This is a genomic window from Candidatus Hadarchaeales archaeon (genome assembly GCA_038736355.1).
Taxonomy (GTDB): Archaea; Hadarchaeota; Hadarchaeia; order Hadarchaeales; family WYZ-LMO6; genus WYZ-LMO6.
Window position 1 is genome coordinate 17,936 of sequence record JAVYML010000002.1, and the last position, 23,296, is coordinate 41,231.

Sequence of the window (23,296 nt, forward strand, 5' to 3'; positions counted from 1 at the left end):
TCTCGTACTCCAGCCTTAAAACATCTCGGGAAGGGAAATTTGTTCCACCATCGTGGGTCCTTCCCTATCCTTATCCCTATAGAACCGATAGAGGTAACCGCTCACGGCGGCCTCCAGTCTCTCCTCGTGGGTGATGAGCAGAACCTGACGCACCAGAGAAGGAAGACGTTCCCTTAAAACCCTCGCCAGCTCTTGGATGGCTTCGGCATCCAAGTTGTGGGTGGGTTCATCCAGCACGATCCAACCAAGGCCTGGGGCTAAAACCCTAGCCAGGGCTACCCTGATCACGAAACATGCATCCGTCCTTTCTCCTCCGCTGGCCACTCCTTCGAGGGGAAGCCAGTTGCCCTTTCTGTCCCTGAGTTCGAATTCGTAGTTCCCCTCCTCATCCACCGAGAGTCTGAGAGAGGTATAATCCCCATACGGATAAACTTCCTGCCAGAGATCTTCCATCAGCTGGTTTACCTGCTCCACGAAGAGCGAACGCATGAGGGCTTGAGTCCTGGAAAGGGCGGTTTGGATGAGTCCCAAGGCTTCTGAGGCTTCCTTGAGCTTTAGGGCTTCGAGCTCCAGTTTCTGCAGCTCGAGGAGGTTTTCCTTCAGGAGTTCCATCCTTTCCCCTTCCTCCTTCAGGATCCTCTCCAAACCCCTGAGCTCCCCCCTCACGCCCTCCAGCTGGGAGGAGAGGGCTTCCTTTTCTTCCCTCATCCTCCTCACCTCATCCTCCTTGTACCTCCTTTCCAGCTCCCAGAGCTCCCTCTGGAAATGGAGGCGCTGGACCTGTCTTTCCCTGAGCTGCCTTTCAAGTTCAAAGAAGCTCTTGGCCATCTCCAATCGGTTCTTGGCTTCCTGACAGTTTCTCCAGCTTTCCTCCCTCTTTTCCTCCGCCTTCCTGTGCTTTTCCTTTAAGACCTTCAACTCCTCCTCGCAGGTCTCCAATTCCCTTTCCTTCTCCCTCCTTTCCCCCTCCAACCTCTCCAGTTCCTTCCTCAACTCGGGCAGTTCCTTCAGTTCCCCCTCTATTCTCCTTACTTCCCTATCGAGTTCGGAAAGCCTTTTCACCTCTTCCCTCAGCTTCCTCAGCTCGGTCTGTAGCTCGACCTTCCTCGCTGCCAATTCTTCCAGTTCCCTCTTGCGCTTCTCCACGAGGGCCTCCTTTCTCTCCCTTCCCAGAGGGGCTTCACAGACGGGGCAGGAAGGGCCGGCGGAAAGGAGCTCCCTCAATCCCCTCCCCACTTCTCCCTCCCTAGCCTCCACCTTGGCCAGTTCCTTCCCAACCTCCTCCATCCTTTTTCCAGTTTCCTCCAGTCTCGAGGGAAGCTCCCTCGCCCCCTTTTCCTCCAACCACTTCTCCTTCCCCTCCTTCTCCCTCACCCTCCGTTCCAGTTCCTTCCTCCTCTCCTCCCTTTCCCTCAACTCCGCCCTCAGGGTTCCCACCCTCCTTTCCAGGGAAAGGAGTTCCAAGCGTAATCTTTCCTCTTCCTCCTTGGCCTCGGAGAGGATCCTCTCCGCCTCCCTCCCCTCCCTCTCCAAGACTTCCAAATCGGAAATTCTACCCAGCTTGGATTTCATTTCCTCCAACTGCTTCTGGAGCTGTTCGATCCTAGCCCCTTCCTCCTTCTCCCTAATCCTGAGCCTCTCCACCCTTCTCCCCAGCTCCTCCAGTTCTTCCAGCTTCCTCTTCACCTCTTCCAGCCTGGAGGAAAGTCTCCCCTCCTCACGCTTCATTTCCGCCATCCTCTTCTCATCCTCCTCCTTCTTCCTCCTCAGCTCTTCCAGCTGCTTGAGGAGGGTCCCCCTGTCCCTTCCCTCCACCATCCTTTTCTTTTCCTTGGCCTCTTCCAAGAGTCTCCTAGAAAGGGATCCGAGCTTCTGACGGGCTTCCTCCAACCTATCCATGCCCGTCAGCTCATCTATCTTCTTCTTCCTCTCCGAAGGAGAAAGGAGGAGGAAGTAATCGAGCCTGTTCTGCTGGGAGTAAACGGCCCTTTCAAAAAGTTCGTAGCTCACCCCCAGTAACTTTTCCACCATCTCCGTGACCTTTCCGGCCGTTGACCCTTCCACCAAAGTACCATCCGCCTTCCTCAGCTCCGCGGAGGTTCCACCCTTCCTCCTTATCACCCTCCTCACCAGATACTCCTCACCCGTGGGAAGCATGAACCCAACTTCTATTTCCGCCAACTCCGCGGGCTCCGGCTTGCTCCTGATCAGATCCTCCTGCTTTATCCCCCTCTCCCTGAGCCCGGGAATCTTGCCGAAGAGGCCCATCGAAATGGCTTCCAGCACGCTGCTCTTCCCACTCCCCATCCCCCCCACCAGCAAGTTGGTGCCGTCACCGAACCTCAATTCGGTTTGGGCATGCGATTTCCAGTCTTTCAGTCTTACGCGGGTGATCATCTCTCCCCCTCCAGCTCTATCTCCACCATCTTCCTGACGAAGGCCCTCACCTTCTCCTCCACCTCTCCCTCCTTTCCCTCCAGCATGAGGGTGTAGAGACTCCTGGCTTCGAGCCCATAGGAATACTTCAGCTCAGAGAGTTGTTGCTCCAAAAGCCTCAGGGTCATCTCCTCGAGTGAACGAGCATCCTTCAACCTCTCCAAAACCTCCCTCCTAACTTCCTCCTGTGGGGAGGAGAGGTCTTCCTTGCTTATCACGAGTAAAGCCCTGTCCGAAAACTCCTCCACCAAAGATGAGTCTTCGAAGTCTCCCTTCTTCCCCCTCGCCAACCTTCCCTTCAACCTCAGGCGGATGAGCGGGAGCTTTTTCATGTTCCTCCTCCTCGAGGAAAGGAGGGTTTCCACCCTTTCCCTCACCCTCTCCTGCAGCTGATGGACATCCATTCCCTCCGCATCCACCTCTTCATAGAAGAAGTCGCGGGGAGTCTCCAATTCCACGAAACGCGGTCTTCCCCCCTCCACCAAGTAAAAGCCCTTCTGGCTCTGGGCTTCTATCGGAAGGAGCTGTGTCCTTTCCGTGCTTCCGGGGAAGAGGAGGGGCCTTCCCCAGACACTGGCCTCGGCCCTGTAATGCACGTGTCCGCAGAGGTAGAGGTCGAAACCCTTTGGAAGGTCCTCGGGAAAGATACCCGGGGACTCCTCGGTTGAAAAAACGTACTGGCCTAGGGACTGATGAAGCATGAGCACGTTGAAGGCACCCTCCACGGGCTTGGGATTCCAAGTTTGCAAAAAGCTCTTCGAATATCTCTCCGGAACGTGGCTCATACCATGGACTGCCACCCTTCCTCCCGGACCCTCAAAGATCACGGTTTCCCTGTGGAGGTGGATGAGCATTCCAGCCGCCTCCAACACTTCCACCGGATTCTTCAATCCTTCCGTCCTGCTCTCATGGTTTCCATGAAGGGCCACCACCGGGATTCCCTGCAGGGAGAGGGGTGAGATTTCCTTTTCCTCCTTCCCCTTCACCCCAACCAACCTCATCCTTCCCTCGGCCATCCTAGGAAGGGTAAAGAGTCTCATTGCCTTGGCCCACACCTCATGCCTGGGAGCCCTAGTGTCGAAGAGATCTCCCAACAGGAGGATGAGGTCCACATCTCCCTCCACGGCCTTCCGCAACGCTTCCTCGGCCTGATCGAAGGGATCTTCCTCCCTTTGAGTGCCCCATTTTGCTCCCAGGTGGGTATCCCCTATCACGGCGAGCTTCAAGTTCATTCCCCCTTTCTTTTTTCCGCCATCCTTTAACCCATGGGGTGAAAGTATTCTCCTGTCAAGGGCTTTATCCCTGTGGGGCCAAAAATCTACGATGTTCCTTCCCTGGTCCGAGAAATACAGACCAAAGAAACTGAGCGAAGTGGTGGGACAAAAGGCTGCCCTCCAGAAGGTGAAGGAGTGGGTGGAGGGCTGGAAGAGGGGAAAACCCGAAAAGAGGGCGCTCTTGCTCTACGGCGCCCCCGGAACGGGAAAGACCTCCATCGCCGAGGCCCTGGCGGGAGAGGAGGGATGGGATGCCATCCAGCTGAACGCCAGCGACCAGAGAACCTTTGAGGTATTGAAGAGGGTGGCGGGGGAGGCTGCCGCCACGGGTACCCTCACGGGAAAGAAGGGTGAGAAGAGGCTGGTGATCCTGGACGAAGCCGACAACCTTCACCCTCACGAGGACAGGGGGGGATACAGGGCGGTGAAGGAAATCCTGGAGACCACCAAGAATCCCATCATCCTCACCGCCAACGATCGCAGGAACTTACCGCAGGAAATTCGGGAGCTCTGTTTGGAAGTGAACCTGAGACGCTTCACCCCTTCAGAAATAGAGGAGATCCTCAGGAGGATCTGCCTGAAGGAGGGAATAGAGGTGGATCCGATGGTACTGAAGAGGATTGCGGAAACCAGCAGGGGTGACGCGAGGGCTGCCATCAACGACCTCCAAACCTCCTGCGGGGCCAAAAGAAAATGCGGGATCCAAGATTTGGCCCTCTACTTGAGGGACCTGGAAACCAACGTCTTCGAGGTTTTGGGAAAACTGCCCCATGTGGACTCGGTGGAGAAGGGGAGGAGGCTGGTGATGGAACTGGACCTTCCCCCCGATGAGTTCCTGGGGTGGGTAACGGAGAACCTCCCCCCTGCCCTCTCTCCCAAGGATAGGGCCAGGCTCTACGATGCCCTCTCGAAGGTGGAGATCTTCCTATCGAGGGCGGTCAGGAGAGGGCACTACGGGATGTGGAGCTACGCTTCGGAAATAATGGGTGCCGGTCCAGCCCTCCTGAGGGAAGGGGAACTTTCCCCAAGAAGGCCCCAGTATCCGAGCTCCGCCCTCTTCTACGCCAGAACGAGGGGGAAGAGGGCCCTCCGGGACTCGATAGCCAAGAAGTGGGCCCTCCGCTCCCATACCTCCTCCAGGAGGTGCAGGGAGGAATTGGGGTATCTGGCCCTGATGGTGGAGGGGAAGATGGGGGAGAAAATCATCGGGGAGTTGGAACTCACGGAACAGGAGAGGGAATACCTGAAGAGCCTGGTGAAGACTTGAAGGTGGTAAAGAATCTGAGGTTGGGGAAGCTGGTCACGGATCTCCCCAACCGTGGGGTTCCAGTGTATGGCTGGTTTCCCCTCAAGGAAGCCTTCTCCAGGTCCCTTGTGGTGATGCTCCTTCAGAACCTCTGGATGGGAAGGGGCGATAGGGTACTGGACCCCTTTTGCGGGAAGGGAACCACCCTCCTAGCATGCAAGGAGCTGGGGGTGGACGCGGTGGGTTATGAGGTACATCCCCTTCTCCTCTTCCTCTGCAGGGTGGAGACGAGGGATTACGACCTCTCCTCCCTGAGGAAGGCGGGGAAGGAGCTCCTCTCCACTCCCTTTCATCCCCCCAGCACCTCCCCTCCGAAATTCCTGCAGAAGTTCTTCCATCCCGGTGTTCTCCAGGATCTCCTCTTCTTCAGGGAGGAAATCCTCAAAAGGGAGGAAGGGGAGAGAGAGTTCCTCCTCACGGCCCTCATGCTGGCGGCGGTGGAGAGTAGCTGGGCCTTCAGGGATGGGGAGGTGCTGAAGGTCAGGAAGAGGAAAACCCCTCCCCTGAGGGAAGCCCTGGCCAGGAGAATAGGATGGATGTGTGATGATCTGGAAAAGCTGGGAACGAAGAGGGTGGACCTCACCATCGTGGAAGGGGATGCCAGGGAAATGGAGGTGGAGGAGGAAGCCTTCGACGCCGTGATCACCTCTCCACCCTATCCCGGAAAGCTGGAATATGTCCATGCATATCGGTTGGAGGAGGAAATCCTGGGCCTCCCCCCACCCCCACCGGAAAAACTGTTGGGGGTGAGAATGGAGGAGGGGGAACCCAAGTTCGAGAGGGAAGCCTATCTGGAAGACCTCTCAAAGGTGGTGGAAAAACTGTATGTGGCCTGTGTGGAGGGGGGGGAGGTGGCGATGGTGATCTCCGATGGATGCTTCCCGAACGAGGGTGGTGTCTTCGAAGTCTTCACCCCCGTCTGCGAGATTGCGGAGAGGGCAGGCTTCAAGGTGAGGAAGGCCACCATCGTGAACGAGAGGTTCTGCACCACACCCTCCAGGAAGAAGCTGGGGATCATGAGGGAGTACCTGCTCCAGTGGAGGAAGTAGCCAGCCTCCCGACCAGTTCGAGCACTCTCCTCTTTATCTCCCCCACCACCCTCCTGGCCTCCCCTGGCTCCATGTCCGCCGGGTCGGGGAGTTCCCACCTCTCCACGGGAGCATGCACGACGGGACATCGCGCCCCGCAGACCACCACTACCATATCAGCTCCCTCGAGGAGTTCGCGGGTGAGGAAGCGAGGCTTCCTGTCGCCCAGCTCTATCCCCTCTTCCCTCACGAGCTCGGCGGCGATGGGGTGTACGACCTGAGCGGGGGAGATTCCGGCACTCACCGCTCTCCACCCCTTGGGTGCATATCTGTTGAAGTAGGCCTCTGCCACCACACTCCTAAAACTGTTCTCCACACAGACGAAAAGAACGGTCCTCATCCTCCCCAGTCCAGGAGCCTCCTCTCCCCTTCGATCCTCTTCAGCTCCGTTATGTCTTGGGTCACCTCCAGCGTACCCAGGTACTTCCCTTCTCTGTCCCTCACCGCGAAGTACCTGATGTAAATTAGGCGTCCGTCCTTCTGAATCCAGAACTCCGCTACGTCCCTTTCCCCCCTCCTGAAGGCCTCCAGAATCCTGTTGACCACGTGAACACTTTTCTGTGGGTGACAGAGCTGGACCTTCCTCCCCAAGACTGCCTTCGTCCTGACGAAGAAGCGTTTCTCCGGCTTGTTGAAGTACCTCACGGTATCGTCCTCTCCCACGAAGGTGAGGTCCACGGGCAGGGTGTTCAGGATGGCTTCCACCTCACGCTCGGAGAGGGAACCCGTCTCGAACTGGAGCAGGTTTACCTCTTTCTCCTCGACCTTTCCCTCCTCCGCGGGCACCGGTGACAGCGGAGGGGTGAAGCAGCAGTAACCTATCTCATCGAAGCCTCTCCTCACCTCCCGCCACTCCTCAGGGGTGATGACCCGGAGGGCGGAGGGGAAGAGGATGCGGTTCTCCTTGAGGATGTGGCCCTGGAGGAGGCGGTCCAGCGAAAGCACGCGTTCCTCCAGCCTCTTCTTGAACTCCCCAAAATCCATCGCCGGGCCCTCCTGAAGGAGGCCGTGAAGCTCCTTTTTCTCCCTGCGGAGCTGGTCGTGCTCCATCCACATGATGGCCGGAGGCTCGGTTATCCCGTGCTTCTCCAGCATCGGGAAGAGCACATTCTCCTCCCTCAGATAATGCTTCTCGGCCTCCAGCAGTTCCTCCGAAAGCTTGAGCATGGTGGAGAGCTCCCCTTCCGCAGAGGGGGGTCCCCCCGCCTCCGCGATTCTGCTCACCCCCTCCTTCATCTTCCCCATTCTCTTCTGCAGCTCCTCGTGCTCCCCCATCAAGATTTCCAGAGGATTGCCTGGAGGAACCTCGACCCTCTGCCTTTCCAGCTGCTCCCTGAAAACCTCCAAGTGCACCTCGCACAGCCTGCGGATTTCCTCCCTGGGAAAGCCTTCCTGCACGAGTTCCTGCTCCACCCTTGCGATCTCTAATGGGCTCACCCCCTCCAGTACCTTCTTAAAGTTCTCCTTGACCTCCGCGGGGGAGGCGCCGGCGTGCAGCCGCCTGAGGAGCTCCCTCAGGGCTTCCTTCCTCTCCTCCATCTATCTCCCCTCTCCTCCCATTCTTCGGAAGATGATAAATCCCTGCCTGACCATCCCGAAGTATGGCCTCCTCCTCCTCACCGCCAGCTCGAAGGCCTCCCTCACCCCATCCTCCTTTCCCTCCCTCAGGGGAGAGAGCACGTCTACCAGGTTGTCGTTCCTCATGAGGCAAGGCTTGAGATAGCCATCGTGGGTTAGCCTGAGGCGGGTGCAGTGGAGGCAGAACTCGGAGTTGTGCATGGGCCTCACCACCTCCACCTCCACCCCGTCCAACTCGTAAACCCTCCTCGCGTGCAGTTCCTTTCTCACCTTCACCCTCCCCCTCTCCTTCAGCCTCTCCTCTATCCCCGATAGGTCCACGTGGAACCTCTCGTAAATCTCGGGGGGGTCGGTGGGGAGGCGGATGAGTTCGAGCAACTGTAGCTTTAAACCCATCCTCCTGGCGAACTCCACCATCCCCTCCACCTCTTCCTCGTTGATCCCCCTGAGCAGGAGCATGTTGAGTTTTACGGGATGCAGCCCGGCATCCAGGGCTGCCCTTATCCCATCCAGAACCCCGTCGAGGGCCCTCACGCCCGTGAGTTTGGCATACTTCTCCGGGTTCAGGGTATCCAAGCTTACGTTCACCCTCTTCAATCCTGCCTCCGCGAGGCCCGAAGCCCTCTCCTTCAGTCCTATTCCGTTCGTCACCATGGAAACCTCTTCCGAGGAGGAAGAAACTTCCCTCACTATCTCTTCCAAATCCTGGCGCAGGAGGGGCTCCCCACCCGTGAGTTTAACCTTTCCCATCCCCAGACCACAAGCCACCTCCGCTATCCTCCCTATCTCCCACGCCTCCATCCTCCTCCCACCTCCCTCCAGACCTTCCCTGTGGCAGTAAAAGCAACTCAAGTTGCATTCCTCCGTGACGGAAATCCTCAAGCTCTTCAAGGGCCTGCCAAACCCGTCTTCCATCTCACCCCCTCCTTATCCTCAGTTCCACCTCCCTCCCCCTTCCCCCCTTGAGGGAGGAAAGCATGCCGAGAATGGTTCTGGAGACGATTCTCCTCACGAAGGGATTGAGGGGGACTCTCTTCCCATCCACCCAAAGCTCCACCCCTCCCATCAAGGCCGCACACTCCCTCCTTCCCTTCCTACCCGAAGCGGCTGCCCGTAAGAACTCCCTGCAGGTCCCAAAACCGCACTCCCCACAGTCAAGACCACCCGTGGGAGTGGTGGCCCTCTCCACCACCAAGTCCGCCAACCGACGGTAAGCCCCAAAGGGGAAAACGGGCTTTCCCTTCACCCCACATCCCACGAAGGCTGCGGTGAAGTCGTCGTCCAGTTCCTCCGCCTCCCCCTCCCTCCTGGCCACCATCACCTTCACCACCTCCTCCCTTTTGAAACCTTCCAAGATGACGAAATCCAGCCCCCTCAGGGAAAGCAGGACCTCCCTCAGCTCAGGTTTTCCCTTCCTCTCCCTGACCGCCACCTCCCTCTCACCCACCGCCACTACCACCTCGCTTCCCGCCTCCCCATGCTTCCAAGTATCCGTTCCCACCCTATCCATCGAATGCTTGGAGAGATGCTTCACCGTTCCCACCCTGTACCCCCTCCCCACCAGCTCCCTTACCAGTCCCACCACCACTTCCGTCTTACCACTGTCCTTGTATCCACCCACTCCCAGCACCCTGAACATCATCCACCTCCGAAGAGGAAGACCTCCACTTCCTCCCCCTTTTCCAGTCTTTCCCTTTCCCTGGGGATACGGAAATACCCATCCACCTCCAGGAGAGAAGTGATGGCCCCCGATCCCTTCCTCACCACTTCCGCCCACCATCCCCCGTCCTTCCATCTGAGCCTCACCGGGACCAACTCCTCCCTTCCCCTCGCCTTTTCCATTCCTTCCGAGAGTCTCGCCCGGAGGGAGAGGAGGGGTGGTTCGGGAAGACCGCCCATCCTCCTGAGATAGGGCTCCACCAACAGATGGAAGACCAGGAGGGCGGAGAGGGGATAGCCAGGCAGGCCGAAGAGGGGCTTGTTCCCCACTAGGGCGAAGAAGGTGGGCTTTCCCGGTTTGAGGGCCAGACCGTGAAAGAGAAGCCTCCCCATCTCCCCTACCACCGAAGGAACCAAATCCCTCTCTCCCTCGGAGGAACCTCCAGTCACCAAGAGGACCTCACAGGAGGAAATCCCTTCCCTTATCTTTTCCCTGAGATCCTCCGGTCTATCCCTAGCCACTCCCAACCAAAGGGGAAGACAGCCACAGGAACTCAGGGCAGAGCAGAGCATGGGGCCGTTGGAGTTGAATATCTTCCCCCTCCCCAGTTTTCTCCCCGGTTCCTCCAGTTCATCACCCGTGACCAGCACCCCCACCTTCGGCCTAGCGTAAACCCTTACCCTTCCCACCCCGGCTGCCGCCAGGGCCCCAATTTCCCTGCACGTGAGGATACGGCCTGGGTCGAGGAGGAGGTCCCCCTTCCTCCTTTCCGTCCCCCTCTTCCACACGTTTTCCCCCGGAGAGACGGGACGGTAGATCTTTACCCCTTCCCCCTCCTCCGCGGTGTATTCCACCATCACCACCGCATCCGCACCCGGGGGGAGGGGTGCCCCCGTCGCCACGCGCACACATCCTCCCCTCTTCACTCCAACCGAAGGCCACTCACCCGCCTCCACCTTTCCCAGCCTCTTCAAGAAAACGGGGGAAGCCTCACCCGCCCCAAAGGTGTCCTCCGCCCTCACGGCGTAACCATCGTAAAGGGCCCTGTCGAAAGGTGGAAGGTCCACCCCACACCTCACCCTTTCCGCCAGAACCCTCCCAGTTGCCTCCCAAATCCCCACCTCCTCCACCCGTGGCGAAGGCTTCCATTCCCTTTCCAGCCTCCTCTTGGCTTCCTCCAATCCTATTACCTTCTTGACCATTCCCTTGCCTCCTGGGCGAGCAGGGAGAGGAAAATCCTGAAGCCGCTCAGGATGGTCGTACCCTTGGCCTTGCTGTACTCATGGTAGAAACACTTGACGGGGACCTCTCTCACCCTCCATCCCTTCTTCGAGGCCTGGAGGATGAACTCGGAAGAGACGGCATATCTGTTGCTCTCGATCTCCAGTTCCCCAAGTGCCTTCCTGGAAAATCCCCTATTCCCCGACTGTGAATCCGTGAAGATCCCGCTCAGCAGAAAGGTTAGAACGTCGAGCAAAAAATTGCCGAGGCGCTTGTTCAGGGGAATTCCCACACTCCTCCTCTTACCCACCACGAAATCCGCCCCTTCCAGGGCCTCCACGATCTTCTCCACGGAATCGGGATCATGCTGCCCATCCGCATCGAAGGTTACCGCTGCCTTTGCCCCCCTCCTGAAGGCCTCCCTGAGACCCGTACGCAGGGCAGCCCCCAATCCCGAGTTCACCTCGTGTCTGATCACCACGGCTCCAGCCTCTCTGGCCACTTTCCCCGTGGCATCGCTCGAACCATCGTCCACTACCAACAGGTTCTTCCATCCCCTCTTCTTCAGTTCCTCCAAAACCCTACCCACGGATCTTTCCTCGTTGTAGGCGGGTATGACTATCCAAACCTCTTCTTTCCTCATTTACCCGCAACCCCCCTTTCCCCATCAAGGAAAGGAATGCGAAACAGCATGCTTGGGAAGAGAACAAAACGAAGCCCAAACGAGGGACCATGCCCTTTCATCTTCTCTCCTGGCCTCAGGGAAGTAAAAGCCTTGCATCAAAGGTTAGCAATCTCAATCCTTTTTGAAGAGAGGTGGTGACTTTACCCAGTCCCCTCGCCAAAAACTAAAGGGACTCTAGACTGGGTTAAGACTCTTCTCATCTCCCCCGCTCCAGCAACTCCCTAATTTTCACCAGTTCTTCCACTATTCTACCCGAATCCCCAAACAAAGGTCTTCCCCTCACCCTTCTCAACACTTCTTCCTTGATCTCCCTGAAGTTGGAGAGATGGATAAGGGAAGCCTCCGCTCTCCTGGTGCCCGGACCTCCCCCACCTCCTGCCTGGCCCGTGTAACCAGCCGTGTAGATGTCCACGGAGCCTATGCCCAACCTCCTGGAGAGGGGACCCTGAACGGTATCCACGCTCATCACCCTGGCATAGGGAACTGTGTGTTCCATCTTCCACCACACACCCTTTCTCACCCTCACCTCCTCCTCCCTCAGCTCGTACCTAAGGGAGGAATAGTATCTTGGGATCCAGTAGAGCACGAGGGTCGTTGCAAGAAAAAGGGGCACGAAGTAAAGGGAGAAGAAGAGCAGGAAATAGAGAGTTCCGTACTTCAGGATGAGGAGGGAGAGACCCAGACCCAGCAGGAGTAAGGGCAACAGGACCAACAAAAGGTAGAGATGGTAAAGCCTTTTCATGTTGGGGTGGGGACCGAATTCCTTATCCGCCATTCTCTTCTTTTAGGCCCCTCGAGTAAAAGCTTTACACCAAAGGATAATAATGAAGTTTCCCATTCTTCTCCGATGAAGGTCTGGTACAGCGAAATAACCTTCTCCACGAGGAGGAAGAGCGAAGTGGTGGACCTCACCGATCAAATCCTCCAGGAAGTTCGGAAGTCTGGAATAAAGAACGGCCTGCTCGTGGTGAACCTTCCCCACGCCACCGCCTCCCTCACGCTCAACGAAGGGGAGAGCGGTTTGAAACACGATCTCCTGAAGAAGCTGGATGAACTCATCCCTCCCGTAGGGAATTATGAGCACGATAGGATAGACGACAATGCCCATGCCCACCTGAAATCTGCCCTGTTGGGTACCTGTAAGGTGCTCCCCGTGGTGGAGGGGAGGGTCGTGAGGGGCACCTGGCAGAACTTCCTAGTAATAGAGGAAGACGGCCCCAGGACTAGGAGGCTCTCCGTCTTCCTGATGGGTGAGTGAGTGCTCCTCTATCTGGACATAGAAACTTCATCCAAAACGGCTGACGAGGGTTCCATAGTAGCCCTTGGCATGCTGAAGGGGGAAAAACTCTCCGTAAAGTTCTGTGCCGATGAGGGGGAGGAGAAGGAGGCGCTGGAGGAGCTGGCTAAGGAACTGGAGGGATGTGAGGGGGTGGTTACTTGGTACGGTTCCGGTTTCGATCTTCCCTTCCTCACGGCCAGGGCCCTCCTCCTCGGAGTGGATCTCAGGAAGCTTCTCCTCCTCCCCTCCCTCGACCTCTATGTCTGGTGCAAACAGCACCTTCTCCTCTCGAGCTACCGTCTGGACTCGGTTGCCAAGTTCTTCGGTCTGAGCAGGAAGGTGGAATTCGAGGGAAGGGATGTCTCCACCCTCTTCAGGCTGGCCAAGAGGGGAGACCCTACCTCCAGGGAACTGATCCTCCAGCACTGTGCGGAGGACCTGGAGCTCCTCAGGGAGGTACACAAGAGGATGGAGCAGTGGGTGGGGCATGGAAAGGAGACTGGAGGATCTGAAAAGGCTTGAAGCAGAGGTCTCCGAATGCAGGAAGTGCGGACTCTGGAAAACCAGGACCCAAACCGTCTTTGGCTCCGGCCCTTCCCTTCCCAGACTGGTAGTGGTGGGGGAAGCCCCCGGTTCCCAGGAGGATAGGGAGGGCCTTCCCTTCGTTGGTGCCGCCGGAAAATTCCTCACTTCCCTTCTTCTCTCGGCTGGGGTGAAGAGGGAGGAAGTATACATCACCAACGTGATCAAATGCCGCCCTCCAAACAACAGGACCCCCCTCCCGGAGGAGACGGAGGCCTGCAAACCCTACCTAGAGGAACAGCTGAAGATCCTGAAGCCAAAACTGGTAGTGGCACTGGGGAGGGTAGCGGCTTCGGTCCTTTTGGGGAGGCCCGTGGAGATGGCGAAAGAACATGGGAGGAAGGTGAAGTGCAGGTTCGCTGACCTGGATTTTTCCCTCTTCCTCACCTATCATCCAGCCGCAGGACTTTACAGCGGCAAAAACCGCTCCTCCCTCGAGGAGGACTTCAGGAAGCTTGGAAGGCTCCTCAGATCCTGACCTCGTACTCCGTCCTATCCTCTATCCCTGCCCTCCTGAAGGCCTCCTTCCTGTTGAGACAGGATTCACACCTTCCACAGTGCAGCCTTCCGCTCAGATAACAGCTCCAGGTCTCATAGATGAGATCTCCCATCACCCTGAAGCTGCGCCTCAAACACTCCACCTTGTCCATTCCCTCCTGGGCCGGCGAGGTGATCTCAACTAGCCTGTTGAAGTGTCCCACGGCTAGGGCCCCCGAGAGTAAAGAGGAGAAAAGGGGGGTGGTATCCGGGTACTTCACCCATCCCGTCCTGCCATCCACTTCCGTATCGCTGAGTGTGGCACCGTAGAGGACCTTCTCCGCCCCCACCGTATGGGCGTAAGCCGTGGCGAGGGTGAGGAAGACCGCGTTGCGCAGTGGCACCACCACATCCGGCCGGTATTCCCCCTTGACTTCTACCCCCTCATCCGTGAGCTGGGTTCCCCTCCAGATCCCCTTCATGAACTCCATCTCCACCACCATGGGTTCGTGGAAGCCAAGCTTCCTACAGAGGGAGAGGGCGACCTCCACCTCCTTTTCCCCTTTCTGACCGTACCTGAAGATCATCGGATAAACTTCGTATCCCTTGGCCCCGTACTGGGAAGCAAAACCCGTACTGTCCATTCCCCCGCTGACCAAGGCCACTACTTTCATCTCCCCTCCTTTTCCATGGGACTTAATATCCTTCCCCTCCAAGTTCGATGATGTTTGGATATTCCGGGGAGCTGGCCAAACTCCTCTCGGAGCTCTCCATCAAGGTGGGGGACCTCGTGAGGGTGGAGAGCGGGGAAAGAGTATACGAGGGAATCCTGATGCCCAGGACCGAACTGGGCGATCCCACTTGCTTGGTGCTGAAGCTCCCAAACGGTTACAACATAGGAGTGAGGATAGGAAAGGAGACTAGGATCACCAAGTTGGGAGAAGGGGAGGGTTGGAAGGGACTCCCCCCACCCTCTCCCCCCGATCCCTCCAAACCCCTCGTGAGGCTGGTGGGAACGGGGGGCACCATAGCTTCGAGGGTGGATTACAGAACGGGGGGAGTCCACCCTGCCTTCTCACCGGAAGAGCTCTATTCCTTGGTCCCCGAGCTGGCTGAACTGGCTAGGCTGGAAACGGTGGAGGCCTGTAGCGTTTTCAGTGAACACATGACCCCTGAACTCTGGGTGAGGATAGCGGAGAAGGTGGCGGAAGGTCTGAACGCCGGGGCTAAAGGGGTGGTGGTGGCGCATGGTACCGATACCATGGCCTACACTTCTTCCGCCCTCAGCTTCATGCTGAAAAACCTCACCGGACCCGTGGTCCTCGTGGGCGCCCAGCGTTCCTCCGATCGTCCGAGCACCGACGCCCATCTCAACCTCTTGAGTGCGGTAACGGTTGCCTCCCGCTCCGACCTTGGGGAGGTTTGCGTGGTCATGCATGGCTCCATGAACGACGATTACTGCCTGATCCACAGGGGCACGAGGGTGAGGAAATGTCATACGAGCCGGAGGGATGCCTTCGTGAGCATCAACGAGGGGCCCTTGGGAATGGTGAAGAACGGGGAAGTGAAGATGCTGAGGGAATACAGGAAAAGGGGAGAAGGGAGGGTGGAAGTGGACGGCAAGCTAGAACCGAGGGTGCTCCTCCTAAAGGTCACGCCGGGAATGGGCGCCGATCTCCTCCTTTCCGCCCTAGAACTCGGATACAGGGGGATAGTGCTGGAGGGAACGGGACTGGGGCATGCTCCCGAGACCCTCTTCCCCGCCCTGAAGAGGGCGGAGGAGGAAGGGATACCGGTGGTGATGACTTCCCAATGCCTCTGGGGAAGGGTCAACCTCCACGTTTACTCCACCGGAAGGGACCTGCTGAAGATGGGGGTAATCCCCGCGGAGGACATGCTCCCTGAGGTCGCCTATGTGAAACTCATGTGGGTACTGGGCCACACGAGGGAACCCCAGCAGGTGAGGAGGCTCATGCTCCAGAACCTGGCGGGCGAGCTTTCCCCCAGGAGTCCCCCTACCCCTTCCCCTCCCTGAGGTCCCTATCTTCGGCATACTCCCTGTAGGCCCTCACCACCTCACGGAGATTGGGTACCTCGAACATCCTCCTTCCCGTTAGGGCGTTGGCGGCCGCCATGTACATCTGACTCACGATCTTCCTCAGCTGTGGATCGAGCCTGGGGGGTTCCAGCCTGCAGAGGCTTTTCCAATTCTCTACCCCCTTCTCCGCAGCCTCCCTTTTGGCCCTCTCCGTGTCCAAATACCATTCCGTTTTTCTGTAGTAGAAGCGGGCCACCTCCTTGCTCACGTGGATGCCTTCATAGGTAAACCTGCATTCATCCAGGGTACCCACCACATCCACCACCATCAACCTCCTCTCGGGATCGAAAGCCAGTTCTATCTTGCCATCCTCGTTCACCATTCCGGCCCGTTGGGCTATTTCCGTTATGACCTCATCCACCCTGAGGAGCAAAGACTTAACCTCCTCCACCTCCCTATCCGTCAATCCAGCTATTTCCCTGGCTTCCCTCCAACTGATATACCTGTCACCCTCCTCCAACTTGGTGCTCACCTCGAAGATGGGTCTGGCCAACCTCTCACCCGGTTTGGGCATGTGATCCAAGCCCAAATCCTGAAGGGTCACGAGTCCCTGTTGCAGTCTCTTGAAAACAGAGGAACCCTCGGGGAGGCCGTTCCTGTATATTATCTCGAGGGGAAGCAAGTAGTTTCTCAGGGAGGGACGGTAAACGGTATAATCGTATCTGAGTTTTCCCCCCTCCAAGTAGGCCTTTGGTCTGTAAACGTTGACCAAATGGATCTCCATTATCCTGGAGGGTTCCTGGAGTTCCTCGAAGCGTACCACCCTTCCCCTCCCATCCACCACCCCCCTGTAATGGGTTCTGATCCCCCTTTCCTCCAGCTTCTCGAAGCAGTGGGCTCCCATCAGGCACAGGGCCGCACCCTTTCCTTCGATGTGATCGGGCATTTCTCCCCAGTCGAAAACCGAATAGCGATCCGAGAAATGGAACCTACCTATTCCCATCTTCGTAGGGGTGGGCTTCTCGATTACCTCCAGATCCTTGACACTACCCATCTACCCTTTTCTCTTTTTCACAATAAATTACCCCTTCTTTCTTTCGAAGGAAAACACGGAGAGGAGGAAAAGGAGGGCTGCTAGAAAGGCGTAGAAGATGACCAGGGCTACCAGTTCCCCAAACCTAGCCATGGCAGGCATCTTCGAGAGGGAGAGGACGAGAAAACCTCCACCCATAGTCACCGCGGAAGCCAGTACTGCCCTCCCTATGCTTCCCGCCGTGCGGGAGGCGATTTCCTCAGGCGATCCACCCTTCCCCTTTTCCTCCCTCAACCTCGAGGAGAGCTGGACACTGTAGTCTATTCCCATCCCGATCATGAGGGAGAAGCTACCGAGCGTGAAAACGTCTAGGGACCAGCCGAGCAGGTAGAAGGTCGCCAGTTCCCACATCACCACCATCCCCACGGGAAGGATGGTGAGGGTACCCACCACGGGAGAACGGAAGAGGAGGATCAGGACGAAGAAGCAGGCGAGGAGGGCCAGGACCGTCGTCTTCACCATATTGGGAATGACCCTCGAGAAAAGATCCGAGATGACGGCGGGTGCCCCACCCACCGCCGGCTCCCCATCCAACCTCAGGGTAAAGAAGGGGCTGGAAAAGTTCCTCACGTGTTCCCTCACCACCTCCGTGGCCTTTTTGAAGTCCCTATCGGTTCTGCCAAGCACATAAAAGATCACGAGGGTCTTCTCCCCCGAAAGGGGTAGGAAAACGCTGTTGGTCCTGCGCAGGTTCTCCAATACCTCCAACACCCCTTCCTTGGTCTGGGGAAGGTTACCCAGCGTGTAACCGTAGACGGCATCGGCCACGCTGTAACTACCCCCTATGAGACCCCTGACCCTCGGATCTCCCACCACTTCCCTTTCCAGCACCAGCAACTGTTGAAGGGCTTGGGGTTGCAGGAAGTCCCCCTGCACCAGGACGAAGAGCTGGTTCTGGCCCCCGAAGAGCTCCTCCATCCTGTGCTGGGTCTGAAGGGATTCCACCCCCGAAGGCAGGAGGAGGTTAAAGGACATGGTGGACCCCACCCTTGGAGCAACGAGAGCGGAGAGGACCACGGTTACCGCCAAACCCAATAGGATGACCTTGCGGTGGCGGGAAATTCCCCTCCCGAGGGAAGCCAAACCCCTACTCACTCCCCCCTCCCTTTTGGCCCTACCCACTTCTTCCCTGTGAACGAGTGCTGGGAGAAGGGTCAGCGTCAGGAGGAAGGCGAAACCCACCGCCAGGGCAGCGAATTGTCCCAGGGTTCTGACCGGTGGGAGATCCGAGATGGAGAAGGAAAGGAAACCTATCATGGTGGTCAGGAAGCACATGGCAACGGCCCCACCCACCCTGCTGGCCGAGGTCCGCAGGGCCCCCTCTACCCCCTCTCCCTTCCTCCTCTCCTCGTAGTACCTGGAGAGGAAGTAGAGGGAGTAATCTATTCCCGCCACCATGGAGATGGGTACGAGGGCCACGTGGATGGAAGTGAAATCAGAACCCGTTAGACCCATTATTCCCATCGTCCAGAGGGCCGCCAGTCCTACCACCAACAGGCACCTGCCCACATCGGAGAACCTCCTGAAGGTCAGAAAGAGGAGGAAGAGGATGAAGAGAAAGGTGGCGGGCATGAGCACCCTGTTGTCCCTGTTCATAACCTCCCTTATGTCCCTCTCCATGGAATAGGATCCGGTGAGGTGGAGGCTCAGACCCTCTACCCCCTTGATCTCCCTTCCCATTGCCTCCACCGCTTCCATGAGCCTCTCCTTGGGCAGGGAAGAATTCAGATATACCATCATCTTCCCCGCCCTCAAATCGGGCGTCAGGTAGCCGGAGAGCTGTGCGGAGGTCTGGGGATTGGACATGAGGGTAAGGTAGGCAGCCATTACCATCTGTTCGACGAGGGGATCGTTGGAGGGATTCCCAAGCATCTCCCTCACTTGGGGGAGATGCTGGAGGAGGAGATCGGCATAGGAAGGACATCTCAACACCACGTTCTCCAGTTCGGGAGAGGAGAGGAGGAAATTCTCCAAGTAGAGGATCCTTCTGAGAGCCTCGGCCCTGAGTAGGTTCTCCCCCTCTATCAGGACCGTTTCAAAGATCATTCCCTGGAACTCGCTGGCAACGAGCAGGGTCACTTTAACCGAGGGCTGTTCGGAGGAGAGGAACTTCTTGTAGTCGGAGGTCTGCCTTACCTGACCGGCACCATAGGCCATGAAACAGGAAAAGAGGAGGACGACGAACAGGATGGTTTTCTTCCTCCTAGCACAGGAAAGGGCGACCCTATCAAGCATCTGCAAAGATACCTTCCTCTCCTTTAAAGGATTTCTTGAAATCCTTCTTGAATGGCACCCCTTCCCAGATCCTTCTACGAAAGGGATCCCTCAAAGGTGGCGAGGGAACTGCTTGGGAAGATACTGGTACACCGCTCGAAGGAGGGTCTCACCTCGGGAAGGATCGTCGAAACGGAAGCCTACTACGGGGAAGGGGATCCCGCCTCCAGGGCCTCGAAGGGAAAGACCAAGAAGAACGAGGTGATGTGGGGACCGAGGGGAATTTCCTTCGTCTACATGGTACACGGGAACTGGCTCTTCAACGTCGTCGCGGGAAGAAAGGGGGAAGCGGGTGCGGTACTGGTGAGGGCCCTAGAGCCCCTGGAAGGGACAGAACTCATGAAGAGGAGGAGGGGGGTGGAGGAGGAAAGGGAACTGACTTCCGGTCCGGGGAAGCTCACGAAGGCCATGGGTATCACCGGTCTCCACCACGGAAAGGATCTCACGGATCCCGAAGGAGACCTCCTCATCCTTCCCGGAAGGAGGGTTGGGAAGATAGCGAGTTCCCACCGAATAGGGGTGAAGGAGGACCTTCCTCAAAAGCTCCGCTTCTACCTCTCAGGAAATCCCTTCGTTTCCAAAGCGTTGCTTTCTAAAGCTCCACGAACAAAAGAGGTGGATGGAAAGGGACTACTCCAAGCTGGGCTTGAAGGTGGGTCTGGAAATCCATCAAGAGCTCGACACGAATAAACTCTTCTGTCGATGTCCCTCCGTCCTACGCGAGGAGAAGGCCCCCCTCGAGGTGAGGAGGAGGTTGCATGTCTCCCAGAGCGAGCTCGGGGAGGTGGATAGGGCCGCCCTCCTCGAGGTCTCCAAGGAGAGGGAATTCAGATATCAAGTCTATCCCGATACCACATGCTTGGTGGAGCTGGACGAGGAACCTCCCCATCCCCTCAACGAGGAAGCCCTGGAGGTGGCCCTCACGCTCTCCCTCATGCTGGAAGCAAAACCCGTGGATGAGATCTACGTGATGAGGAAAATCGTCGTGGACGGAAGCAACACCTCTGGCTTCCAGCGGACGGCCCTCATAGCCACGGACGGAAAGATCAGGACGGAGAAGGGAGTCTTCCGTCTCCCCACCATCTGCTTGGAAGAGGATGCTGCCAGAAAGGTGGGAGAAGGGGAGGGATATGTGGAGTACAGGTTGGACAGGTTGGGAATTCCCCTTCTGGAAGTGGCCACGGCACCGGAATTCTCAGACCCAAAGACTCCGGCGGAGGTAGCCCTCCGACTGGGAATGTTGATGAGGGCCACGGGAAAGGTGAAGAGGGGATTGGGCACCATAAGACAGGACCTGAACATCTCCATCTCCGGAGGGGCCAGGCAAGAGATCAAGGGTATCCAAGAACTGGAGCTCATACCCATCGTGATAGAGAGGGAAGTCCAGAGGCAGCTGTCCCTTCTGGAGATAAGGGAGGAATTGAGGAGGAGGGGTGCGGGAGGAGTGGAGAGGAAGTTTTTGGATGTCACCCGCCTCTTCGAGAAAACGGGCTCCCAGCTGGTGAGGAGGGCCCTCGAGAAGGGGGGGAAGGTGATGGCCCTCAAGTTGCCGGGTTTCTCCGGTCTCCTCGGAAGGGAAATACAACCGGGTAGGAGGTTGGGCACGGAACTCTCCGATAGGGCAAGGGTGGAGGGAGGTGTGGGAGGAATCCTCCACACGGACGAGTTACCGGGATACGGGATCTCGGAGGAAGAGGTGGAGAGCCTCAGAAAGGAGGTGGGGGCGGGAGAAGGGGATGCCGTGGTAATGGTGATGGGACCGGAAGAGAGGTGCAGGAAGGCCCTTGAAGCTGTGGCCAAAAGGGCGGAAGAAGCGAAGGAGGGTGTGCCGGCCGAGACCCGAAGGGCCCTGCCCGACGGAAACACGGAATTCATGAGACCCCTTCCGGGGGCAGAAAGGATGTATCCCGAAACCGACATACCCCCCATCCCCATCACCCCCGAGAAGCTGGCTTCCCTGAGGCTCCCCGAACCTCCCGAAAAAACCAAGGAAAGGTTAAGGGGATATGGACTCTCGGGAGAAACCGCGGATCGCCTGCTCTATTCCGGGATGGTGGAGACCTTTGAGAGGCTGGTGAGGGAATCCGGCGCATCCCCCAAGCTAGTGGCCTTTACCCTCCTCGAAACCATGGTGAGCCTGAGGAGGGAAGGAAGGAGGGTGGAAAGGATTGGGGAGGAATTCCTGCTGGAAGCCTTTAGGAAGGTGGCCTCAGGGGAAATCGCCAAGGAAGCCCTCCCGGAACTCCTGAAGCTGGCGGCGGAGGGAAAGGAGGTGGGGGAAGCCATAAGGGAACTCGGTTTGGAAAGGGTGGGGGAGGAGGAGCTTAGAGCCAAGGTGGAGGAAGTCGTTTCCTCCCATCTGGAGCTCGTGAGGGAAAGGGGGGAGGGGGCCGTGCGTCCCCTCATGGGCATCCTCATGAAATACTTCAGGGGGAAGGTGGACGGAAAGGTGGTGAACGAATTACTCACGAGGGAAGTGAAGAGGAGGCTGGGAGAGTGTGTGGAATCATAGGGTACGTGGGTACGAGGAAGGCCGCCCCCCTTCTCCTGGAGGGGCTGAGAAGGCTGGAATACAGGGGGTATGACTCAGCGGGAATAGCCACTCTGGAAGGAAAGCTTTGGGTGAAGAAGGATGCGGGAAAGCTGGAGGAGATAGAAAGGAGGTTGGGCCTCTCCTCTCTGCCCGGAAGGGTGGGGATAGGGCACGTGAGATGGGCCACACACGGAAGTCCCACGAGGAGGAACGCCCATCCCCACCTCGACGACTCGGGGGAGGTGGCGGTGGTACACAACGGCATCATAGAGAACTACTTGGAGCTGAGGAAGGTGCTGGAGAGGAAGGGACACAGGTTCGTTTCGGAAACGGATACGGAGGTAATCCCCCATCTCATCTCCCACTTCCTCAGGAAGGGTGAGGGACTGGAGAGGAGTGTGGAGAGGGCGGTGGGGGAGTTGAAGGGAAGCCTGGCCATGGCCGTGCTCTACGTGGGGGAACCGGAGAAGCTCATAGGGGTGCGCCGCAATTCCCCCCTCCTGGTGGGGAAGGGGGAGGGGGAGAGCTTTCTGGCCTCGGACATTCCCGCCCTCCTCCCCTTCACCAGGAAGGTGGTACCCCTCCAAGAGGAAGAGATGGTCGTCCTCACCTCCTACTCCTTTTCCCTAAGACACCTCCCTTCCCGAAAGACCATCGAGAGGAAGCCCATGACGGTGAAATGGACGGCGGAGATGGCTGAAAAGGGAGGATACCCACACTTCACCCTGAAGGAAATCTTTGAACAACCTTGGGCGGTGGGGGAGACCCTGCGGGGGGCAGGGGAAGAGGTGGGGAAGCTCTCCCGTTTCCTGCTGAGGGCAGAGCGCCTCTATTTCGTGGGGTGCGGAACCTCCTACCATGCCGCGGTGGTGGGGAAATATCTACTCGCCAAGCTGGCTGGTCTGCCCGTGGAAGCCGTGGTAGCTTCCGAATTCTCCGAAAGTTGCGGAGGGGATGGAAGGACGGCCATACTCGCCATCAGCCAATCCGGGGAGACCGCAGACGTGCTCAGGGCGGTGAGGACGGTGAGGGCCTTTGGAGGAAAGGTAGCCTGCCTCACCAACGTGGTGGGAAGTTCGGTGACTAGGGAGAGCCAGCTCTCCTGCTACATCAGGGCGGGACCAGAGGTGAGCGTGGTGGCCACCAAAACCTTCACCTCTCAAGTAGCCTATCTACTCCTCCTCTCGCTGGAGCTGGGGGAGGAGAGCGGGAGACTCGGAAGGGGCGAAAAGAAGGAACTCCTCTCCGATCTCTTGGGCTCCCCCAAGCTCATGGAAAGCACCCTCCGTCCCTCCATGAGGAAAACGAAGGCGCTGGCGAGGGAAATGCTGAGGGAAGAGCATCTCTACCTAGTGGGGAGGGGACTGGGATATCCCATCGCCATGGAGGGCGCCCTCAAGGTCAAGGAGATTTCCTACCAGCACGCAGAGGCGCTGGCAGGGGGGGAGCTGAAGCACGGAACGCTTGCCCTACTCGAGAAGGGAACTCCTGTGATAGGGGTGGCCGTGCCGGGTGAGACCAAGGGGAAACTCATGAACAACCTGGAGGAAATGAGGGCGAGGGGGGCTAGGATAATAGCGGTGGCGGAGGAGGGTGATGGGGAAGTGGAGGAGCATGCGGATCTCCTGCTCCCCGTATCCAAGACGGGAGAGTTCCTCAGCCCCCTCACCTTCATCCTCCCCCTCCAGCTCCTAGCCTACCACCTCTCCGTGGGAAGGGGTCTGGACCCAGACAGGCCCCGTTCCCTGGCCAAGTCCGTGACGGTGGAGTGA

Annotated in this window: 21 protein-coding genes; 9 read left to right on the plus strand and 12 right to left on the minus strand. The window is 57.9% G+C overall.

Annotation, left to right across the window (positions count from 1 at the left end):
* Positions 1–15: 15 nt before the first annotated feature.
* Together QXG22_02380 and QXG22_02385 are read right to left on the minus strand one after the other, a co-directional pair.
* A complete protein-coding gene (locus QXG22_02380) occupies positions 16–2,397 on the minus strand; it encodes an SMC family ATPase (GenBank protein ID MEM0358843.1) in 2,382 nt (793 codons plus the stop codon).
* Complete coding sequence (locus QXG22_02385) at positions 2,394–3,668, minus strand: DNA repair exonuclease (GenBank protein MEM0358844.1); 1,275 nt, start codon at positions 3,666–3,668, stop codon at positions 2,394–2,396. The genes QXG22_02380 and QXG22_02385 overlap by 4 nt, the downstream gene beginning before the upstream one ends.
* Positions 3,669–3,759: 91 nt before the next feature.
* Between QXG22_02385 and QXG22_02390 the strand changes: the two genes are divergently transcribed.
* The gene (locus tag QXG22_02390) at positions 3,760–4,977 is read left to right on the plus strand and encodes a replication factor C large subunit (GenBank protein ID MEM0358845.1); all 1,218 of its coding nucleotides are present in this window, start codon (positions 3,760–3,762) and stop codon (positions 4,975–4,977) included.
* Between the two features lie 2 nt (positions 4,978–4,979).
* Entirely contained in the window at positions 4,980–6,065 is a 1,086-nt protein-coding gene (locus QXG22_02395; protein ID MEM0358846.1) for a DNA methyltransferase, read from the plus strand.
* Here QXG22_02395 and QXG22_02400 read toward each other — a convergent pair.
* The 7 genes from QXG22_02400 to QXG22_02430 form a co-directional block, all read right to left on the minus strand.
* Positions 6,031–6,444: a hypothetical protein gene (locus QXG22_02400; protein ID MEM0358847.1), complete on the minus strand. Its 414-nt coding sequence runs from the start codon at positions 6,442–6,444 to the stop codon at positions 6,031–6,033. The genes QXG22_02395 and QXG22_02400 overlap by 35 nt on opposite strands.
* A complete protein-coding gene (locus QXG22_02405; GenBank protein ID MEM0358848.1) occupies positions 6,441–7,643 on the minus strand; it encodes a DUF438 domain-containing protein in 1,203 nt (400 codons plus the stop codon). Before QXG22_02405 ends, QXG22_02400 begins: the two co-directional genes overlap by 4 nt.
* Entirely contained in the window at positions 7,644–8,597 is a 954-nt protein-coding gene (gene moaA / locus QXG22_02410) for a GTP 3',8-cyclase MoaA (protein ID MEM0358849.1), read from the minus strand.
* A 1-nt stretch (position 8,598) separates the two neighbouring features.
* Positions 8,599–9,321, minus strand: coding sequence for a molybdopterin-guanine dinucleotide biosynthesis protein B (gene mobB, locus QXG22_02415; protein MEM0358850.1), 723 nt, complete (start codon positions 9,319–9,321; stop codon positions 8,599–8,601).
* Complete coding sequence (locus QXG22_02420) at positions 9,321–10,544, minus strand: molybdopterin molybdotransferase MoeA (GenBank protein ID MEM0358851.1); 1,224 nt, start codon at positions 10,542–10,544, stop codon at positions 9,321–9,323. The genes mobB and QXG22_02420 overlap by 1 nt, the downstream gene beginning before the upstream one ends.
* Positions 10,529–11,206: a glycosyltransferase family 2 protein gene (locus QXG22_02425; protein MEM0358852.1), complete on the minus strand. Its 678-nt coding sequence runs from the start codon at positions 11,204–11,206 to the stop codon at positions 10,529–10,531. The genes QXG22_02420 and QXG22_02425 overlap by 16 nt, the downstream gene beginning before the upstream one ends.
* Before the next feature lie 238 nt (positions 11,207–11,444).
* Positions 11,445–12,023, minus strand: a complete 579-nt coding sequence (locus QXG22_02430) for a PH domain-containing protein (GenBank protein MEM0358853.1) — start codon at positions 12,021–12,023, stop codon at positions 11,445–11,447.
* Positions 12,024–12,095: 72 nt separating this feature from the next.
* On the opposite strand from QXG22_02430, the gene QXG22_02435 reads away from it, so the two are divergent.
* Genes QXG22_02435 through QXG22_02445 form a run of 3 tightly spaced genes read left to right on the plus strand, consistent with a single transcriptional unit; the run spans position 12,096 to position 13,587 of the window.
* Entirely contained in the window at positions 12,096–12,506 is a 411-nt protein-coding gene (locus tag QXG22_02435) for a secondary thiamine-phosphate synthase enzyme YjbQ (GenBank protein MEM0358854.1), read from the plus strand.
* On the plus strand, positions 12,507–13,049 hold the full coding sequence (locus QXG22_02440; protein ID MEM0358855.1) for a ribonuclease H-like domain-containing protein: 543 nt from the start codon (positions 12,507–12,509) through the stop codon (positions 13,047–13,049).
* The gene (locus tag QXG22_02445; protein ID MEM0358856.1) at positions 13,015–13,587 is read left to right on the plus strand and encodes a uracil-DNA glycosylase; all 573 of its coding nucleotides are present in this window, start codon (positions 13,015–13,017) and stop codon (positions 13,585–13,587) included. The genes QXG22_02440 and QXG22_02445 overlap by 35 nt, the downstream gene beginning before the upstream one ends.
* Here the strand turns inward: QXG22_02445 and QXG22_02450 are convergent.
* Positions 13,577–14,260, minus strand: coding sequence for a 7-cyano-7-deazaguanine synthase (locus QXG22_02450; protein MEM0358857.1), 684 nt, complete (start codon positions 14,258–14,260; stop codon positions 13,577–13,579). The two genes, QXG22_02445 and QXG22_02450, sit on opposite strands and share 11 nt — an antisense overlap.
* A 50-nt stretch (positions 14,261–14,310) precedes the next feature.
* Here QXG22_02450 and gatD point away from each other — a divergent pair, with 50 nt between their 5' ends.
* Complete coding sequence (gatD, locus tag QXG22_02455) at positions 14,311–15,621, plus strand: Glu-tRNA(Gln) amidotransferase subunit GatD (protein ID MEM0358858.1); 1,311 nt, start codon at positions 14,311–14,313, stop codon at positions 15,619–15,621.
* On the opposite strand, the gene purC is transcribed toward gatD, so the two are convergent.
* Together purC and QXG22_02465 are read right to left on the minus strand one after the other, a co-directional pair.
* A complete protein-coding gene (purC, locus tag QXG22_02460; GenBank protein MEM0358859.1) occupies positions 15,602–16,678 on the minus strand; it encodes a phosphoribosylaminoimidazolesuccinocarboxamide synthase in 1,077 nt (358 codons plus the stop codon). The two genes, gatD and purC, sit on opposite strands and share 20 nt — an antisense overlap.
* Positions 16,679–16,705: 27 nt before the next feature.
* Positions 16,706–18,952 carry an MMPL family transporter gene (locus QXG22_02465; protein ID MEM0358860.1) on the minus strand — a complete coding sequence of 749 codons (2,247 nt, stop codon included), beginning with the start codon at positions 18,950–18,952 and terminating at the stop codon, positions 16,706–16,708.
* 51 nt (positions 18,953–19,003) lie between these two features.
* Between QXG22_02465 and QXG22_02470 the strand changes: the two genes are divergently transcribed.
* From QXG22_02470 to glmS, 3 genes are read left to right on the plus strand one after another with little or no spacing between them, the layout of a single operon-like run.
* Positions 19,004–19,681 (plus strand): DNA-3-methyladenine glycosylase, encoded by a 678-nt coding sequence (locus QXG22_02470; protein ID MEM0358861.1) that lies wholly within the window; start codon positions 19,004–19,006, stop codon positions 19,679–19,681.
* Positions 19,611–21,503, plus strand: a complete 1,893-nt coding sequence (gene gatE, locus QXG22_02475) for a Glu-tRNA(Gln) amidotransferase subunit GatE (protein ID MEM0358862.1) — start codon at positions 19,611–19,613, stop codon at positions 21,501–21,503. Before QXG22_02470 ends, gatE begins: the two co-directional genes overlap by 71 nt.
* The gene (gene glmS / locus QXG22_02480) at positions 21,488–23,296 is read left to right on the plus strand and encodes a glutamine--fructose-6-phosphate transaminase (isomerizing) (protein MEM0358863.1); all 1,809 of its coding nucleotides are present in this window, start codon (positions 21,488–21,490) and stop codon (positions 23,294–23,296) included. The genes gatE and glmS overlap by 16 nt, the downstream gene beginning before the upstream one ends.

Coding starts and splice junctions, on each gene's coding strand:
- gatD (MEM0358858.1), top strand. CDS start 14,311: ATGTTTGGATATTCCGGGGAGCTGGCCAAACTCCTCTCGGAGCTCTCC.
- QXG22_02405 (MEM0358848.1), bottom strand. CDS start 7,643: ATGGAGGAGAGGAAGGAAGCCCTGAGGGAGCTCCTCAGGCGGCTGCAC.
- mobB (MEM0358850.1), bottom strand. CDS start 9,321: ATGTTCAGGGTGCTGGGAGTGGGTGGATACAAGGACAGTGGTAAGACG.
- QXG22_02420 (MEM0358851.1), bottom strand. CDS start 10,544: ATGGTCAAGAAGGTAATAGGATTGGAGGAAGCCAAGAGGAGGCTGGAA.
- QXG22_02435 (MEM0358854.1), top strand. CDS start 12,096: ATGAAGGTCTGGTACAGCGAAATAACCTTCTCCACGAGGAGGAAGAGC.
- QXG22_02385 (MEM0358844.1), bottom strand. CDS start 3,668: ATGAACTTGAAGCTCGCCGTGATAGGGGATACCCACCTGGGAGCAAAA.
- QXG22_02400 (MEM0358847.1), bottom strand. CDS start 6,444: ATGAGGACCGTTCTTTTCGTCTGTGTGGAGAACAGTTTTAGGAGTGTG.
- QXG22_02390 (MEM0358845.1), top strand. CDS start 3,760: ATGTTCCTTCCCTGGTCCGAGAAATACAGACCAAAGAAACTGAGCGAA.
- gatE (MEM0358862.1), top strand. CDS start 19,611: ATGGAAAGGGACTACTCCAAGCTGGGCTTGAAGGTGGGTCTGGAAATC.
- QXG22_02450 (MEM0358857.1), bottom strand. CDS start 14,260: ATGAAAGTAGTGGCCTTGGTCAGCGGGGGAATGGACAGTACGGGTTTT.
- QXG22_02430 (MEM0358853.1), bottom strand. CDS start 12,023: ATGGCGGATAAGGAATTCGGTCCCCACCCCAACATGAAAAGGCTTTAC.
- purC (MEM0358859.1), bottom strand. CDS start 16,678: ATGGGTAGTGTCAAGGATCTGGAGGTAATCGAGAAGCCCACCCCTACG.
- QXG22_02425 (MEM0358852.1), bottom strand. CDS start 11,206: ATGAGGAAAGAAGAGGTTTGGATAGTCATACCCGCCTACAACGAGGAA.
- QXG22_02380 (MEM0358843.1), bottom strand. CDS start 2,397: ATGATCACCCGCGTAAGACTGAAAGACTGGAAATCGCATGCCCAAACC.
- QXG22_02465 (MEM0358860.1), bottom strand. CDS start 18,952: ATGCTTGATAGGGTCGCCCTTTCCTGTGCTAGGAGGAAGAAAACCATC.
- QXG22_02470 (MEM0358861.1), top strand. CDS start 19,004: ATGGCACCCCTTCCCAGATCCTTCTACGAAAGGGATCCCTCAAAGGTG.
- QXG22_02445 (MEM0358856.1), top strand. CDS start 13,015: ATGGAAAGGAGACTGGAGGATCTGAAAAGGCTTGAAGCAGAGGTCTCC.
- moaA (MEM0358849.1), bottom strand. CDS start 8,597: ATGGAAGACGGGTTTGGCAGGCCCTTGAAGAGCTTGAGGATTTCCGTC.